General features: G+C 69.8%; 16 protein-coding genes. 9 read left to right on the plus strand and 7 right to left on the minus strand.

The features are described from left to right. Window positions 1-164 precede the first annotated feature (164 nt). Complete coding sequence (locus ACFQW6_RS10805) at window positions 165-887, minus strand: hypothetical protein (protein WP_378544431.1); 723 nt, start codon at window positions 885-887, stop codon at window positions 165-167. 54 nt (window positions 888-941) lie between these two features. Then, on the minus strand, window positions 942-1,436 hold the full coding sequence (locus ACFQW6_RS10810; protein WP_378544434.1) for a helix-turn-helix domain-containing protein: 495 nt from the start codon (window positions 1,434-1,436) through the stop codon (window positions 942-944). 144 nt (window positions 1,437-1,580) lie between these two features. Here ACFQW6_RS10810 and ACFQW6_RS10815 point away from each other — a divergent pair, with 144 nt between their 5' ends. Further along, a complete protein-coding gene (locus tag ACFQW6_RS10815; RefSeq protein WP_378544437.1) occupies window positions 1,581-2,090 on the plus strand; it encodes a VanZ family protein in 510 nt (169 codons plus the stop codon). Here ACFQW6_RS10815 and ACFQW6_RS10820 read toward each other — a convergent pair. Beyond that, the gene (locus ACFQW6_RS10820) at window positions 2,025-2,990 is read right to left on the minus strand and encodes an asparaginase (RefSeq protein ID WP_378544440.1); all 966 of its coding nucleotides are present in this window, start codon (window positions 2,988-2,990) and stop codon (window positions 2,025-2,027) included. The genes ACFQW6_RS10815 and ACFQW6_RS10820 overlap by 66 nt on opposite strands. A 40-nt stretch (window positions 2,991-3,030) precedes the next feature. Here ACFQW6_RS10820 and cysC point away from each other — a divergent pair, with 40 nt between their 5' ends. The 4 genes from cysC to ACFQW6_RS10840 all read left to right on the plus strand — a co-directional run bounded on the left by cysC (window position 3,031) and on the right by ACFQW6_RS10840 (window position 7,238). Continuing rightward, window positions 3,031-4,209, plus strand: coding sequence for an adenylyl-sulfate kinase (cysC, locus tag ACFQW6_RS10825; protein ID WP_378544443.1), 1,179 nt, complete (start codon window positions 3,031-3,033; stop codon window positions 4,207-4,209). Beyond that, window positions 4,202-4,738 (plus strand): hypothetical protein, encoded by a 537-nt coding sequence (locus ACFQW6_RS10830; protein WP_378544446.1) that lies wholly within the window; start codon window positions 4,202-4,204, stop codon window positions 4,736-4,738. Before cysC ends, ACFQW6_RS10830 begins: the two co-directional genes overlap by 8 nt. After that, a complete protein-coding gene (locus ACFQW6_RS10835; RefSeq protein WP_378544449.1) occupies window positions 4,731-5,741 on the plus strand; it encodes a sulfite exporter TauE/SafE family protein in 1,011 nt (336 codons plus the stop codon). The genes ACFQW6_RS10830 and ACFQW6_RS10835 overlap by 8 nt, the downstream gene beginning before the upstream one ends. Window positions 5,742-5,849: 108 nt before the next feature. Beyond that, window positions 5,850-7,238, plus strand: a complete 1,389-nt coding sequence (locus ACFQW6_RS10840; protein WP_378544452.1) for a polysaccharide biosynthesis tyrosine autokinase — start codon at window positions 5,850-5,852, stop codon at window positions 7,236-7,238. 22 nt (window positions 7,239-7,260) lie between these two features. Here ACFQW6_RS10840 and ACFQW6_RS10845 read toward each other — a convergent pair whose 3' ends face one another. Continuing rightward, on the minus strand, window positions 7,261-8,082 hold the full coding sequence (locus ACFQW6_RS10845) for a 3-keto-5-aminohexanoate cleavage protein (RefSeq protein WP_378544455.1): 822 nt from the start codon (window positions 8,080-8,082) through the stop codon (window positions 7,261-7,263). A gap of 23 nt (window positions 8,083-8,105) precedes the next feature. Here ACFQW6_RS10845 and ACFQW6_RS10850 point away from each other — a divergent pair, with 23 nt between their 5' ends. Further along, complete coding sequence (locus ACFQW6_RS10850; RefSeq protein WP_378544458.1) at window positions 8,106-9,260, plus strand: hypothetical protein; 1,155 nt, start codon at window positions 8,106-8,108, stop codon at window positions 9,258-9,260. A 19-nt stretch (window positions 9,261-9,279) separates the two neighbouring features. Beyond that, window positions 9,280-9,714: a D-aminoacyl-tRNA deacylase gene (dtd, locus tag ACFQW6_RS10855; RefSeq protein ID WP_378544461.1), complete on the plus strand. Its 435-nt coding sequence runs from the start codon at window positions 9,280-9,282 to the stop codon at window positions 9,712-9,714. A 259-nt stretch (window positions 9,715-9,973) separates the two neighbouring features. Here dtd and ACFQW6_RS10860 read toward each other — a convergent pair whose 3' ends face one another. The 3 genes from ACFQW6_RS10860 to ACFQW6_RS10870 form a co-directional block, all read right to left on the minus strand. After that, complete coding sequence (locus tag ACFQW6_RS10860; RefSeq protein WP_378544464.1) at window positions 9,974-12,151, minus strand: acyltransferase family protein; 2,178 nt, start codon at window positions 12,149-12,151, stop codon at window positions 9,974-9,976. 356 nt (window positions 12,152-12,507) lie between these two features. Further along, window positions 12,508-13,656 carry a family 16 glycosylhydrolase gene (locus ACFQW6_RS10865; RefSeq protein ID WP_378544467.1) on the minus strand — a complete coding sequence of 383 codons (1,149 nt, stop codon included), beginning with the start codon at window positions 13,654-13,656 and terminating at the stop codon, window positions 12,508-12,510. A gap of 74 nt (window positions 13,657-13,730) precedes the next feature. Further along, a complete protein-coding gene (locus ACFQW6_RS10870) occupies window positions 13,731-14,003 on the minus strand; it encodes a hypothetical protein (RefSeq protein WP_378544470.1) in 273 nt (90 codons plus the stop codon). Window positions 14,004-14,171: 168 nt separating this feature from the next. On the opposite strand from ACFQW6_RS10870, the gene cysD reads away from it, so the two are divergent. Both cysD and cysN read left to right on the plus strand, forming a co-directional pair. After that, window positions 14,172-15,086, plus strand: a complete 915-nt coding sequence (cysD, locus tag ACFQW6_RS10875; RefSeq protein ID WP_378544473.1) for a sulfate adenylyltransferase subunit CysD — start codon at window positions 14,172-14,174, stop codon at window positions 15,084-15,086. After that, window positions 15,086-16,390 carry a sulfate adenylyltransferase subunit CysN gene (cysN, locus tag ACFQW6_RS10880; RefSeq protein ID WP_378544476.1) on the plus strand — a complete coding sequence of 435 codons (1,305 nt, stop codon included), beginning with the start codon at window positions 15,086-15,088 and terminating at the stop codon, window positions 16,388-16,390. The genes cysD and cysN overlap by 1 nt, the downstream gene beginning before the upstream one ends. The last annotated feature ends 137 nt before the right edge of the window (window positions 16,391-16,527 follow it).

Below are 16,527 nucleotides of genomic sequence, written 5' to 3' on the forward strand. Positions count from 1 at the left end.
GGTCCGGGACTCACCGCTGCCGCCCCTCCCATTGGAGCGGAGTTGCCCACAGTTGTCCATGCCGGGCAAAGGCGGGCAACGACAGAGGGCCCCCGCCCTGGTGGACGGGGGCCCTCGGCCTCGCTTCAGAACAGCATCAGCTGCTGCTCATCGGCTGGTGCTCTTCAGTCGCCGACCTTCTCGGCGGCGTCGGCGACGGCCTTGACCGCGTTGGTCGCGGTGGCGGTGGCAGCGGTGGCCGTGGCCTGGGCGCTGCTCTGGGCGGTGGCGGTCTTCTTCGCCGCGGTCTTGCGCGCGGTGGTCGCGGCGGCCTTCTTGCCCGCGGCCTTCTGCGTGGCCTTCTTGGCGGTCGGCTTCGGCTTGGGGGCGACCTTGGTGGCGGCCGTCTTGTCGGCAGCCGCGGTCGTGGCCTCGGCGGCCTTCTTGGCCTGGGTCGCGGTGGTCTTCGCCTTCGTGACGGTGGTCTTCGCCGACGTCACGGTGGCCTTGGTCGACTCCTGGCGGCGGATGCGGCCCACGAGGGACTCGCCGCGCTTGACGAGGTCGGTGTAGGTGGCGTTGGCCGCGGAGACGTTGCCGTCGACGAGCGCGGAGACCTGCGTGGTCACCTTGGCCGGGTACGCCCGGGCCTCGGTCTGCAGCTCGGCGACGCGGGCCTCGATGGCGGCGCGGCGGGCCTGGGCCTGCTTGCGCAGCGCCTTCGGGTCGGTGGCGGTCTTCTGCACGTCGGTGACGCGGGTGGTGACGTCCTTCTGCACGGCGGCGACACGCTTCTGCACGTCGGCCACGGCCTCACGGACGGCCTCGACGGCCAGGTCGGTGACGCCGACGCCGGCGAGGACGGGCTTGAGGGCTTCGGTCTTGAGGTCGCGCTTGGTGGTGGCCATGGGGCTCTCCTTCGGGTGGGGGGTGGTGCTGACGGTGTTCTGGTGGTCCGTGCGTTACTGCTCGTCGGTCTCGACGACGTGCTCGGCGGTCTCGGCGGGTCGTGCCGGCGCCGCGTCGCGCTCGTTGAGCGCGAGGAACGAGGCGTACACGTCGAGCAGCGAGTGCTTCTGCCGCTCGGTGAGCGCGGTGTCGGCGAGGATGGTGAGCTCCACCGATCCGGGCTGACCGGGGTCGGGGTGGACGATGCCGGCGCGAACGTAGAGCTGTTCGGCGCTGACCCGCAGGGCGCGGGCCAGCTGCTGGAGCACCTCGGCCGACGGCTTGCGCAGGCCGCGCTCGATCTGGCTCAGGTAGGGATTGCTCACCCCGACCTGGTCGGCGAGCTGTCGCAGCGAGAGCTGGGCGCCGAGGCGCTGCTCCTTGAGGTAGTCCCCCAGCGTCCCGAACGAGCCGACGACCGCCTTGCTGGTCTTGCCGCTGGCCTTCGAAGCCGCCTTCGCGGCCTTCTTCGAGCTCGCCCTGGCCGGGGTCATCTTGTCCTTGGCCATGTCCCCATTGTGCTAACAGTTGTTAGCAAACTGCAAATCCTGAGCGGGTGAGACCTCTCACAAGTCCTTTGCCGAAGGGTGCTTTCGGCGCTAGCAGACTGTTCGCACACGCTGTCGAGTGCACCATCGACCTAGGATCCACCCGTGTCCGACCGTCCCCTGAGCCGCCGCGCGCGTATGGCGGTGTGCGCCGCGCTGGTCGCCTGGGTCGCGCTGCTCGCGGTGGTCCTGCTGGCGCCGTCCTCGGCCGGCCCCGACTGGGTGATCTCCCACCTGGCGGAGGCGCTGCGGCGGCTCGGCCTCCCTGAGGTCCTGGCCCACCCCGGGCGCGTGGAGTCCATGCTCAACGTCGTGGCGTTCGTGCCGCTGGGCCTGCTGGGCAGCCTGCTGTGGACGCGACCGACATGGCGGGACTGGACGGCGGTCGGCTTCGTGGTGTCGTTCGCGGTCGAGGTGGTGCAGGCCGTTGCGCTCGGCGCGCGACAGGCGACCAACGGCGACGTGGTCGCCAACACCCTCGGCATGCTGGTCGGCGCGCTCCTGGGGCTGCTGGTGACGAGGATCCTGTCCTCGAGGGCCCGGAGGGCCTCAGAACGCGGCGCGGATCTCCCCGACCGGCAGTCCCCCACCGAGGAGCTCGAACCGCCCCGTTGAGCGGACTGCCTCGGCGTCGACGCCGTCCTCGTCGAGCACGCCCGAGCGGCGCAGCGCCTCGGCCATCAGCACCGGGCGTACGCGCGCGGCTCCGTCATCGGTCTTGAGCGCCCAGGCGCGTCCGTCGGGAAGCGCGACGGCGTAGCAGGACTCGGCGCCGGCCTTGCCGATCAGCCCCGGGACGGCCCGGTGCAGCGCGAGCTCGTCGCGCGTGGTGCCGCTGACGTGCTCGGGGTGGCGCCGGATGGCGTCGGCGACGCGGCGCTGCGGCCCGTCGGTCGCGGTCGCGAGGGACGCGAACGCCCGCGCCAGCCCGGTGAGCGACGTGGACAGCAGCGGCGCACCGCAGCCGTCGACGGCGACCGCGTCGATCGGCTCCCCGGTGAGCCGGGCGAAGGTCTCGGCGATCGCGACCTGGAGCGGGTGGGCGGGGTCGAGGTAGGTGGTGGTGTCCCAGCCCCGCAGCACGCACGTCGCGAGCATCGCCGCGTGCTTGCCGGAGCAGTTCATCAGGACCGGCGCCTTCGCACCGCCGGCTCGTACGACGGCCTCGCGGGCGTCGTCGTCGAGGGGGTAGTCGGCGGGCGTCTGGAGCGCCGACTCGTCGAGGCCGGCGGACGCCAGCGTGCGGCGTACGCCCTCGACGTGGAACGGCTCACCGGAGTGCGAGGCGCACGCGAGGGCGAGCAGCTCGTCGGGCAGGTCGAGGCCGAGCTCGACCATCGCGAGGGCCTGGACCGGCTTGTTGCTCGACCGCGGCAGCACCGGTGCCGTGACCTCGCCGACCGACCAGTCGACCGACCCGTCGGCGGCCAGGGCCACGACGGAGCCGTAGTGGTGGCCCTCGACGAACCCGGAGCGGACGATCTCGGCGACGACGGGTAGACCTGCGACAGACATGGGCGCAGGCTACTTCCCGCGGTTCTGAGAGGATGCGCGGGTGATCCAGCACTGCCCGACGCCGACCGAGCTCGACGACCTGGAGCTCCTGGTCTCCGGCGCCTACGCCCCGCTCACCCGATTCAACGAGGACGGGAGCGTCGTCACCCTCGACCTGCCTGACGGGGCCGCCGAGGCCGAGCTCGTCGACCCCGAGGGCCTGCCGCTGGCCCGGGTCGCCGCCGACGGCTCGCTGGTGCCGCTCACCCACGCGCAGTACGGCCCCTTCCGCCGGCTGCACCTCACCCCCGCCCAGGCACGTGAGCAGCACGCCGGCGCCACCTTCGTCCCCGTCGTCGACGCCCTCACCGACGCCGACCTCGAGGAGCTGCGCGGGCTCGGCCGGGTCGTGCTCCTCGCCCTGATGGGCACCGGCACCTCGTCGCTCTCCCCTGTCGCGCTGGTGCGCGCCACGCTGGCCGCCGCCGACCTGCTCGACGACGCCGCCGTCGTGGCGATCCCGCTCCCCGCCCACGGTGACGCCGACGCCGACCACGCCCTCGGCGCCCAGGTGGTCGAGACCTACGCCGGCGGCGACCCGGTCCACGCCCTGGTGGAGACCGCCGGCACCTACCCCACCACCATCGCCGCGATCGTCGACGAGGACCAGCCCGAGCCCGAGGAGCAGGGGCTCGTGCTGTTCTTCACCGGCCTGTCCGGGAGCGGCAAGTCGACGCTCGCCCGCGCGCTGATGGACCTCCTGCTCGAGCAGGGCGGCCGCACGGTGACCAGCCTCGACGGCGACGTCGTACGCCGTCACCTGTCCGCGGGGCTGTCCTTCAGCAAGGCCGACCGGGAGACCAACATCCGCCGCATCGGCTGGGTCGCCGCCGAGATCGCCCGCCACGGCGGCGTCGCGGTCTGCTCGCCGATCGCCCCGTTCGCCGAGACCCGCGAGCAGGTGCAGGACATGGTCGAGGCCGCCGGGGGCGCGTTCTTCCTCGTCCACGTCGCCACCCCGCTGGAGGAGTGCGAGCGCCGCGACCGCAAGGGCCTGTACGCCAAGGCACGGGCCGGCCAGATCCCCGAGTTCACCGGCATCTCCTCGCCCTACGAGGAGCCCGTCGACCCGGCCGTGCGCGTCGACACGACCGGCCGCACCATCGAGGACGCGCTCGACGACGTCCTAATCGCGCTCGACAAGGCCGGCTACCTCCACCTGCGGGGAACCGATGTCTGAGCCGCTCAAGGTGCTCTTCGTCTGCACCGCCAACATCTGCCGCTCGCCCTACCTCGAGCTCACCGCGCGCGCCCTGTCCGGTCCCGGCTCCGGGGTGAAGTTCTCCAGCGCGGGCACGCACGGCTTCGACAGCCACGCGATGGACGACGTCATGGTCGCCACGCTCACCGAGGACACCTCGGCCGGTTTCGCGAGCCGCCGCCTCACCGGGCCGCTCCTCGCCGAGGCCGACCTGGTGCTGACCGCGGAGGCCACGCACCGCAGCTTCATCCTCGAGGAGTTCCCCCAGCACCTCCGCAAGGTCTTCACCGTCGGCCAGTTCGCCGCCGCGGTGGAGGAGCACCCCGACCTGCGCGGGCGCGAGCTGATCGCCGCGGTCGGCGCACGTCGTACGGCGGCGCGCCGCGAGCACGACATCGCCGACCCCTACCGGCGCGGGGAATCGGCTGCGGCCACCGCAGCCGACACAATGTCGCGAATGTTGGGTGTGATCGTCCCTCGGCTCGCTCCAGGAGGCTCCGGTGGCTGAGCTGCTGACCGTCACGTTCTTCTCGATCCTCGCCGCCGGCTTCCTCGTCGGCATCGTCGTCGGCCTGACCGGCATGGGCGGTGGCGCCCTGATGACCCCGGCGCTGCTGTTCCTCGGCGTCGGGGAGGCCGCCACCGTGGTGACCGCCGACCTCACCGCGGCCGCCGTCTACAAGACCGGTGGCGCGATCGTGCACAAGCGCGAGGGCTCGCCCAACATGCGGCTCGCGATGTGGCTGATGATCGGTTCCATCCCGATGGCGCTGCTCGGGCCCCACCTGGTCGCGTACCTCACCGACGACACCGAAGAGCTCAACCACGTGCTGATCATCAGCATCGGCTTCGCGCTCCTGCTCGCGGCGGCGACGTACGCCCTGCGCCTCTACGTCAACCTGCGCCGCGTCCGCTCGGGCACCCACGTCCACGACGACAACCCCGCCATCCGGGTCGTGCCGACGCTGCTCGTCGGCATGCTCGGCGGCCTGCTCGTCGGCATCACCAGCGTCGGCTCGGGCTCGGTCATCATGATCGCCCTGCTGATGCTCTACCCCGGGCTGTCGGCCGTGCGGCTCGTCGGCACCGACCTGGTGCAGGCCGTGCCGCTCGTCCTGGCCGCGGCGATCTCCAACATCGCCCTCCACGGCATCGACTGGACGATCCTGATCCCGCTCCTCATCGGCTCGGTGCCCGGCACGATCCTCGGCTCCGCCCTCGCGCCGCGCGTGCCGCAGTCCTTCATCCGCCGCGGCATCGTGGTCGTGCTGACGATGAGCGGCGTCGCGCTGCTCGACAAGTCCGGCTGGGCGCCCCTCGGCGTCGAGGAGACCCACCCCCTCCTCATCGCCGGCATCGGCCTCGTCGTGCTGGTGGTCCTGCCCATCGTCTGGGGCTTCCTGCGCAAGCAGCAAGGGCTGCCGATGTTCGGCCAGCCGACCATCGCCCAGCTCGAGGACCCGGACTACCAGCCGGGGCTCGTGGGGATGAAGAAGGTCGACCGGCGGTAGGGCGAGTCCCTGCCGCTGGCCTTCGTCCACCCCGCCCGCGACGATGCGGGCGACGGCGACCGAGCGCTTACCCTTGTCAAAGGTTCGTTGACAAGAAGAGGAAAACGCGTGGAGCTGCAGGACTACTGGCGCACGGTCCGACGGCGGTGGCGGCTCGTTCTCGGGAGCGTCCTGGTGGTCCTGGCGGTCGCCGCGGTGTGGACGTGGTCGGTGACCCCGACATACGCCTCCACCACCCGGATCTTCGTCTCGACCAGCCAGACCGACGAGAACTCCGCCTACACCGGCAACCTCTTCGCCACCCAGCGCGTGGCGTCGTACGCCGACCTGGTGACCAGCAACCAGCTTGCCGAGCGCGTGGCCGACGAGCTCGGCGACACCGACGCGATGGACCTGCGCGAGCAGGTCACCGCCTCGGCCGTCCCGGAGACGGTGCTGCTCGAGATCGAGGCCGCGGACGCCGACCCCGAGCGCGCCCGCGACATCGCGCAGGCCTACGCCGAGCAGCTGCAGCTCCTCGTGGAGGAGCTCGAGACGCCTCGCGGCGAGACCGCGGCCGTCGTCAAGGCCACCCTCATCGACGACGCCCAGGTCGCCCGCTCGCCCGTCTCCCCGCAGCCCCTGCGCAACCTCGCGCTCGCCGGTGTGCTCGGCCTCCTGCTGGGCGTCGGCCTGGCCGTGGCGCGCGAGCTCCTCGACACCAGCATCAAGGGCGCCGACGACGTCGCCGAGATCACCTCGGCCCCCGTCCTCGGCAACATCTTCCAGGACACCGACGCCAAGCGTGCGCCCCACGAGGTGCTGACGACGGCGACACCGTGGGCCGAGGCCTTCCGCGTGCTTCGCACCAACATGCAGTACGTCGACATCGACCACGAGCAGAAGGTCTTCGTGATGACCAGCTCGCTGCCGGGCGAGGGCAAGAGCACGACCGCGGTGAACCTCGCGGTCACCCTTACCCAGGCCGGACAGCGGGTGGCGCTCGTCGAGTGCGACCTCCGCCGCCCGCTCATCGCCGACCGGCTCGAGCTCGACGGCGCCATCGGCACCACCAGCGTCCTGATCGGCAAGGTCAGCGCCGAGGACGTCATGCAGCAGTACGCCGACACGTCGCTCGACGTCATGGTCTGCGGCCAGATCCCGCCCAACCCGTCGGAGCTCCTGCAGTCCCAGGCGATGGAGATGCTGCTGCTCGAGCTGCGCACGCGCTACGACGTCGTGATCCTCGACGCGCCGCCCCTGCTGCCGGTGACCGACGCCGCGCTGCTCGCGACCCGCGCCGACGGTGCGGTCGTCGTGGTCAGCCACGGGCGTACGACCCGCGACCAGCTGTCGACGGCGATCGAGCGCCTCGACTCGGTCGGCGCCACCACGCTGGGTGTGGTCGTCAACCGGACGCCGGCCAAGTCGGCCTCCAGCGCCTACGGCTACGGCTACGGCTACGCGCCGGTCGAGGAGCCCGTCGGGGCCGGGGGCGGCAAGCGCCGCCGGCGCTGACCTCCAGCGGAGCTCGGGGGACTCAGGCCAGACCGAGCAGCTCGCGGCACTGCGCCGGCTTCATCGGCGTACGCTGCGCGATCCGTCCCAGCTCGACCGCGCGCTCGACGAGCTGGGCGTTGGACTCGACCGGCACGCCGCGGCTGATGGTGAGCACGTCCTCCATTCCGACGCGGAGGTGGCCGCCCATCGACAGCGACGCCATCGCGACCGACAGGGTGGAGCGGCCGATGCCGGTGGCCGACCACGAGGTCACCTCGGGCGGAAGGGCGGTCACGCCGGCGACGAGCGCGGGGGCGGTGCCGGGCATGCCGCCGGGGACGCCCATCACGAAGTCGACGTGCACCTTGCCCCCGACCGGGACGCCGTACTGCCGGATGAGGCGGCCGAGCGCGTGCACCTGCCCGAGGTCGAAGAGCTCGAACTCCGGCGCCACACCACGCTCGAGGGCGAGCTGGTAGAGGTCCTTCACGAAGGGCCACGGGTTGAGGAAGACGTCGTCGCCGAAGTTGGTCGTGCCCATGGTGAGCGAGCAGGAGTCGGGCTCGGCGTCGAGGACCTTGAGCCGCTCGTCGAGCGGGTCGTGCACCGAGCCGCCGGTGGAGAGCTGGACGACGAGCGAGGACGACTCGCGCACCGCGGCGACCCACTCGCGCAGCAGTCCCTGGTCGAGGGTGGGCTGGTGGGAGGTGTCGCGCACGTGGATGTGGATCATCGCCGCACCGGCTGCTTCGCAGTCGGCGGCGGTGCGAGAGACCTCCTCAGGGGTGGTCGGGAGCTGCGGGCAGTCGGCCTTCGCCGTCTCGGCCCCCGTCGGTGCCACCGTGATGAGCAGTTCGTCCATGCGCGCACCTTAGACTCCCGCGAGTGACTCTCTCGGCCAGCCCTCGCCACGTCGTCGCCGTGACCGCTCTGGGGACCCAGGTCCATGTCGAGGTCGCGGGAGAGAACGCCGACGGTGTGGCTGACGACCTGCTCCACGCGTGGTCACGATGTGATGCCCGGCAGGTCGAGGACGTGCAGGGCCACAGGGTGCGCGTGCTGGTCGACGACGACCCCGCCGCGGTCGAGGACGCCGCGGCGCGAGGCGCCATCGCCGGGGCGAGCGGATCGGTCGTCGGCGAACAGGTCGCCCTGGCCGTCACCCTCCAGGCGATGGAGGCCAACGAGGGCGACCTCCTGATGCTCCGTGCCGCAGCCGTCGCCGATCCGGAGACCGGCCGGTGCGTGGTGCTGGTAGGACCCGCCGGCAGCGGGCGGTCGACCGCCGCCCGGACGCTCGCGCGCCACTTCGGCTACGTCACCGACGACACCGTCGCCTTCACCGCGACGCTCGACCTGCTCCCCTACCCGAAGCCGCTGGTCGCGGACGACGACCCCGCGCAGGGCGTGCAGTCCCCCGACGACCTCGGCCTGCGCCAGGCACCGGGCGACCTCCGCCCGGCGGCGGTGCTGCTGCTCGAGCACCACGCGGAGGGCTTCGTCCCGCCCGTGCTCACCCCGCTCCCCACCGCGGAGGCGATCGCCCACCTGTCGGGCAACGCGTCCTACCTGCGCTCGCTCGACGAGCCCCTGCACCGCCTGGCCGCCCTCGTCGAGGAGGTCGGCGGGGTGCACCGGGTCGACTACCGCGAGGCAGACGACCTGGTCGCCGTCACCCAGCAGCTGCTCAACCACCCGCAGTCGCGCGACACCGAGGTCGACTCAGAGCCCGAGCCGACCGTCGTCGAGCTCCTCGGACCCGAAACCACCGACGGCGGCGAGCGCGTACGCCGCCTCGACTTCGTCGACTTCCACGTCAGCGACGGCATCGGCTCCGTCATGCTCGGCGAGACCGTCGTCGCGTTGTCCTTCCTTGCCACCCGCATCGTCACCCTGCTCGGCGAGGAGTCGGCCAGCCTGGACCGGCTCGCCGAGGCGCTCCTCGTCGAGTTCGGCGAGCCCGAGTCCGGCGACGCCAGGTCGCTCGTCCAGACCCACGTCGACGACCTCGTCGAGGTCGGCGTCCTCACCCGCGTCTGACGCGGGCGGGAGCCACGACGTGCGTGCCGTCATCCAGCGGGTGCTGTCCGCCAGCGTGCGGGTCGACGGCGAGGTCGTCGGCGAGCTCGACCGCCCGGGACTGCTCGTCTACCTCGGCGTTACCCACGACGACGCCGCGACCGAGGTCGCGTGGACGGCCCGCAAGATCTGGGACCTGCGCCTGCTGCGCGACGAGCAGAGCGCCAGCGACGTCGGCGCGCCCGTGCTGGTCGTCAGCCAGTTCACGCTGTACGGCGACGCGCGCAAGGGCCGCCGCCCCACCTGGCAGGCCGCCGCGCCGGGCCCCGTGAGCGAGCCGCTCTACGACGCCGTCTGCACCGAGCTCGAGCGCCTCGGCGCCCACGTGGAACGCGGCCGCTTCGGCGCCGACATGCGGGTGGAGTCCGTCAACGACGGCCCGATCACCCTCGTCCTCGACACGGGTAAGGGCTGACTCGCCGCCAGCCTTGTCGACCATGTAGGCGATGCCACGTGGGTGACGCTCTGCCACGTGGATATCCGCGGGTGTTCTGGACGCAATGCGGGCCCCCCTACCGCGTCAAGGAACTCGTGATCGTCACGGCTGCCGGCAGGCACCTTCAACGTCCGGTTCGCACAGGTGTCTTCAATGCCGCGACCACCGTGCTTAAGGCACGGTCGTGTCGCAGGGCACGGCGGGTGGCTCAGGAGCTCACAAGCAGGGCGCCAGCGTCCTAGATCCCGTGGACTCCGCCGATGGCCTTCTCGAGTCTCGATCGCAAGGTCAGGATGTAGGTCCCCGTTAGGTGGTTGGTGTCGCGGTAGACGAGGACTCCGCCGATCGCCGCGGCGCATGGGTCAGTGGGGCAGATCGCGTCGTTCAGGTCGATGGCCGTGACTCCTGGGGCGCCGTCCGCGGCGGCCAGCTGCGCGATGCCCTGCGACTCGGTCGGGGACACCCGGGGGAACGAGCACTTGGTCAGCTCGGTCTCGTTCAAGGACGCACACTCCGCGACGTTCACGGTTCCGGGTTCTGGGTTGTCGCGGATCATCACGACCGGGATCTTGGATGCCTGAAACGGCTGCCAGGCGGCACGGTGGGCTTCTGCCATGTCATCTACGCCTCCAGCGACCGCGGCGCTGTCGCTGTAGTTCGAGGTGAAGACAGCTCCGAGGTTGGGCTGGGAGAGCAGCTCCTGGGTGATCTTCGAGTTCCACTCGATGCAGTCGTCATACCTCTCCCCGTCACGAAGCAGCTCGCCCGCGGCGAAGGGGCATGCATCGTGGATGTACGCGGTGAGGTTCCACCCGCGGTCCTCGGCCATCGGCTTCAGCACGGAGAGCCATTGGGCCGCGTGCGAGTCGCCGACGAGGGCAACCTCTGTCGCTGCGCGCGGGGTGGTGAAAGAGCAACTCGTGATTGACGAGTCGCCGACTGGGGTGGTGGCGCACGCCTCTGCGTCTTGGGGAGCGTAGGCGGGGCGGGGGATTAGCTCTGAGAACGAATCGCGCGGCTTACCCGCGGCAGCATCGCGCGGATTCGCGGGAAGGACCTGGGCGCCGTACTTGACCGACGCCTCATCGACGGACTCCGCAGCCGCGCTCAGCTTCTCTCGTGCCTGAGCCTGCGCTACGACCGTGTCGATCTCGTGGTAATAGTTCGGCACCCCGACGATCAGCAGCCCGGCGACGGCCGCGGCGCCTATCAACGCGCCCCCCGTCTCGTACGCCCGTCGCGTGTCGAATGCCCATCCCTCGTAATTTCGAGTGGGCGTCTCGATCCATCGGTAGGAGGCATAGCCGACGGCCAGTGACACCACGATCAGCGTCATTCCCCATTCGAGGGTGATCTCCGACAGGTGCGCTTGGGCGATGACGATGAGGGGCCAGTGCCAGAGGTAGACCGAGTAGGACATGTTTCCCATAAGCTGCACAGGCCGGAGGTTCATCGCGAACCCGGGGCCGACCTTGTTGGCGTTGAAGCCCCCGACAATGACAAGCGCCGTTGCCAGCGTGGGCAAGAAGGCGACCGACCCCGGGAACGGGGTCTCGGGTGTGATGACGAAAAAGGACGCCATAATCCCAGTGAGACCCGCCCACATCAGGACAGTTCCAACGAGCGCGGGAATCGCTCGCAGTTGTGGGGCGAGAATTGCGACGAACCCTCCGATGGCGAGTTCCCACAGGCGGGTCGTTGTGACGAAGTAAGCGGGTGACGGGTCGGAAGCGGTGTAGTACACCGACCAGGCGAACGACGGGATGGCGATCAAGCAAAGGCTCAGTAGCAGGGCGACCTGGAACTCTCCGGGGTGACGGCGGAGGTATGCCCGTGCCGGTCCGCCCCGCAGGCGGCGACGCCCGAAGGCCAGTCCCAGCCCGGCGATTGCGATCACGGATGGCCAGAGGATGTAGAACTGCTCCTCGACCGCCAAGGACCAGAAGTGCTGCAGGGGGCTCGGCAGCGAGTCTTGTGTCATGTAGTCGACGGAGTTGCTCGCGAGCACCCAGTTCTCAATGTAGAGCGCCGACCCGAGGATGTCCCACGTGATGTCGCGCCATCGGGTAGGCGGCAGGAGCAACCACGTTGCGATGGCGGTGAATACAAGTACCGCTGTAGCGGCGGGCATAAGGCGACGGATCCGGTTCGCGTAGAACTCGCCGAAGTTCACCCTGCCCGAGGTTGTGGCGTCTCGGATCAGGTGGCCAGTGATGAGGAAGCCTGAGATCACGAAGAAGACGTCGACGCCTGCGAAGCCGCCGGGAATGTGGAATATCCCGACGTGGTCGACCACAACCGCCATCACAGCGATTGCCCGCAGTGCTTGAATGTCGCCTCGGAAAGCGCGCTTCTGAGGCGTCCGCTTGTCGCCGTCCGTGCGCGCCGATGAACGCAGTGCCCCTGTGATACTCACAAGGCCGAAACCTTACGTCAGCGATGCACCCATGGGGTCATTGATGATCAATCCGCTCGGCGATCCACGTCACAGTCAGTAAGGCAGCCAAGTGGCAAGCCACCCCGCGAAGACACATGCCGCTCCCGCCACCGTCCAAAACATCACGGCCACCCGTCGTGTCATGCTTTCAGTTTGCATAGACAGTGCCCTCATGTGGGCCACGAAAGGCACACGACTCTTCAACGCGTCGCGTACCTCTAACGACACGTGGAGCCAGGAGCGTTGCCGTAAGATGCCTCAGCGGCAGAGGCAGCCGCGGCTCGTGGTGGGTGGCGGCCCAACCATCGTCCGTACCGGACATACGACCTCATCGCTTACTTCGGGCCTGTCTCCCACACCCGCGCCCAGTCGACGTCCATGGTCTCCGGCAGCTCGCCGTTGAAGCGCGGCAGCTCGTAGTCCGAGGAGAGCAAGCTGAGGATGAGGAACTCCGGACGCCCGGAGCTCACCCCCTTCAGGCGCTGGGTGACCTTGCCGTCGATGCGGAAGACGTACTCCTGTGGCGTCCACTCGACGGAGAACACGTGGTACTGCTCGGCCCAGTCGTCGCCCAGCTCGTCGGCGTTGGGCAGCCACCCACCGACGGTCTGCTTCTTCCCGTTCTTGTCCAGGAAGTAGGTGAAGCTGGTCAGGCCGCCCTCGGGGTGGTCGTCGCCGAAGTACTCGATGACGTCGATCTCGGCGCCACCCTTCTTCGGGCCACCGGTCCCTTGCCCACCGACCGCCTGCATCCAGAAGGCCGCGTGCTGGCCACGGGCTGCTTGTGTCTTGATCCGTGCGGCGGCGAAACCGTAGGTGAAGTCCACCCGACCCTCGGTGCCGACGTGGCCGTTGAGCCGGTAGGGGAACTTCTTGCGCTTCCCGGGAAGCTGGCACTCGTCGCCCTCCCGGTCGGGGTCGTCCGTCACGCTCAGCCGAAGCACACCGTCAGTGACCTCTAGCGCGTCGGCGCTGGCCTTGGAGCAGGTGCGGACGCCTGAGTAGCCCTGGTCCCGGGTGTGCCATGAGCCGTCCGGGTGGTCAACGCTGTCCGGGTCGTCGAAGTCGTCGGTGAAGGTGGCCTCGGGGGCGTCGTCGGTCGAGACCTTCGCGCCGACGGCGTCGGCACCGTCGCCGATCACCACGTGGAGGTCGCCGGAGTCGGGGCTGGTGAGCGAGACACGACCCTTGGCGTCGGTCTCCTGCTCGTCGACCTCGGACCAGCCGTCGTCGTCCTTCGCGACCAGCGTGACCGCGGTCCCCTCCTCCGCGTCGGCGATCGTGGCGTCCACGACCCAGGCGGCGTCGTCGGCGGACTCGACGTCCTCACCGTTGGCAGCGAGCTGGGGCAGCACCTGCGCCCGCACGCTGTCGCTCTTCTCGTACGACGGCGGGTTGGGGTCGCCGTCGTCGGCCGAGCTGCAGCCGGTGACGAGCAGGGCGCCGGCGAGTGCGGCCGCGAGGGCCCGGGGGGTGGTCCGCATGCGCGCCATTGTGACGAAGGGACCGGGACAGCGACCAATCGCGTCGGCACAGTCCGACCCCAAGGGGTCAGCCGTCACCCGGTGATGCGTGCAGCGCTTCCGGAGGTCACTGCGACCCGGCGGCGCGACGTGGCGAGCAGCCGGGCCTCGTGGGCCCATCGCGAGGCCTCGTTGCGGCGGCATTCGACACGTGAGAGGTGTGCCACTCGGTCCACGGCGACGGAGGGCGCTGGGGCGGGCGCGGCCGCGGCGTCGGGACGGGCCGCGAACATCCTGCCGACGACCACGGCGACGGGGATGGACAGGACGATCCACGCTGCGAGGATCAGGACGGCCCAGACGAGCATGTCGGAGTAGTACCCCACCGATCCCGGCGCCAAACCCCCAGGAATGCTTCGGTCCGCCCCCGCCCCCGCGGTCGTGCGCGGACCACGCCCGGCAGTGCGAATCGTCGGTGGGGCTGCCCGTCGCTACGATGATGGCTGCTGTCCCCGAGAGAGGCCGTCGCACACGCCATGACCAACACCCACGTCGACTACCAGCTGAGCCAGCTGGACCAGCTCGAGGCCGAGTCGATCCACATCTTCCGTGAGGTCGCCGCCGAGTTCGAGAAGCCGGTCCTGATGTTCTCCGGCGGCAAGGACTCCATCGTCATGCTCCGCCTGGCGGAGAAGGCGTTCTTCCCGGCCAAGCTTCCCTTCCCGCTGCTCCAGGTCGACACCGGCCTCGACTTCGACGAGGTACTCACCACCCGTGACTCGTGGGTCGATCGGCTCGGCGCGCGAATGATCGTCGCCACGATTGATGAGGCGATCGCGGCGGGCCACGTCGTCGACGACGGCAAGACCAGCCGCAACCGCATGCAGATCGGCACGCTGCTCGGCGCCATCGAGGAGAACGGCTTCACCGCCGCCTTCGGCGGTGGCCGCCGCGACGAGGAGAAGGCTCGCGCCAAGGAGCGCGTCTACTCCCACCGCGACGACTTCGGCCAGTGGGACCCGAAGATGCAGCGTCCCGAGCTGTGGAGCCTCTACAACGGCCGCATCCACGCCGGTGAGCACATGCGCATCTTCCCGCTGTCCAACTGGACCGAGCTCGACATCTGGAGCTACATCCACCGCGAGCAGATCGAGATCCCCTCCATCTACTTCGCCCACGAGCGCGAGGTCATCGAGCGCGACGGCATGCTGCTGTCGGTCGGCCCCGAGATCCAGCCCAAGAACGGCGAGAAGCCGGTGACCAAGACCGTGCGGTTCCGCACCGTGGGTGACCGTACCCAGACCGGCTGCGTGGAGTCCGAGGCCTCCGACACCGCCGCAATCATTGAAGAGATCGCCGTGGCGCGAGTGACCGAGCGCGGCGCGACCCGTGGCGACGACCGGTTCTCCGAGGCCGCCATGGAAGACCGCAAGAAGGAGGGCTACTTCTGATGGCCGACGAGAAGACCACCGCCGGCGAGGACACTGCCGCCGTCACGGAGAACGCCGACCTGCTCCGCTTCGCGACCGCCGGCTCGGTCGACGACGGCAAGTCCACGCTCATCGGGCGCCTGCTCCTCGACTCCAAGTCGATCTTCGAGGACCAGCTCGAGGCGGTGGAGTCGACCAGCCAGTCCAAGGGCTACGACTACACCGATCTGGCGCTGCTGACCGACGGGCTGCGCTCCGAGCGCGAGCAGGGCATCACCATCGACGTGGCCTACCGCTACTTCGCGACGCCCAACCGCAAGTTCATCATCGCCGACACCCCGGGCCACATCCAGTACACCCGCAACATGGTGACCGGCGCCTCGACCGCCGACCTGGGTCTCGTCCTCGTCGACGCCCGCCAGGGCCTCACCGAGCAGTCCCGCCGCCACGCGGTGCTGCTCTCACTGCTCCGCGTCCCGCACCTGGTGCTGGCGATCAACAAGATGGACCTCGTCGACTGGTCGCAGGAGGTCTACGAGAAGATCCACCGCGAGTTCACGACGTTCGCGACGAAGCTCAACATCCCCGACCTCGAGGTCATCCCGATCTCGGCGCTGCAGGGCGACAACGTCGTCAACCGGTCCGAGAACACGCCGTGGTACTCCGGCCCGACGCTCATGCACCACCTCGAGCACGTCCACGTCGCCTCCGACCGCGACCTCGTGGACACCCGCTTCCCGGTGCAGTACGTCATCCGCCCGAAGTCCGACCAGTACCACGACTTCCGCGGGTACGCCGGTCAGGTGGCCGGCGGCGTGCTGAAGAAGGGCGACGAGATCGTCGTGCTGCCCAGCGGCATGACGTCGACCATCTCCAAGGTCGAGCTCTTCGACCAGGAGATCTCCGAGGCGTTCCCGCCCATGTCGGTGACGATCCACCTCGAGGACGACGTCGACGTCTCCCGTGGAGACATGATCGCCCGCCCGAAGAACGCGCCCAAGCCCAGCCAGGACATCGACGCGATGATCTGCTGGATGACCAACGAGCCACTGCGTCCGCGCCAGAAGCTCGCCATCAAGCACACGACCCGCATGGGCCGCGCGATGGTCAAGGACATCCAGTACCGCCTCGACGTGAACTCGCTGCACCGCGACCAGGAAGCCGGCGAACTCTCGCTCAACGAGATCGGCCGCGTCCAGCTGCGCACCACCGTGCCGCTCCTCTGCGACCCGTACTCGAAGAACCGCACCACGGGCTCGTTCATCCTGATCGACGAGGCCACCGGCGTCACCGTCGGCGCCGGCATGATCAACACCGCCAGCTGACTCCGAGACGGAGTAGTCGACCATTAGACGTGCCGCTGCCGGCCTTGCCGACCAAGGTCTCTCAAGCGTCTCCAACCTGATCGCCACGCTGGCGATCGCGCGTGTCGCCAGCGTGGCCGAGTTCGGCAGCTTCGGCA

The sequence above is a fragment of the Nocardioides sp. GCM10028917 genome, from assembly GCF_042666175.1.
In the GTDB taxonomy this organism is placed as follows: domain Bacteria; phylum Actinomycetota; class Actinomycetes; order Propionibacteriales; family Nocardioidaceae; genus Nocardioides.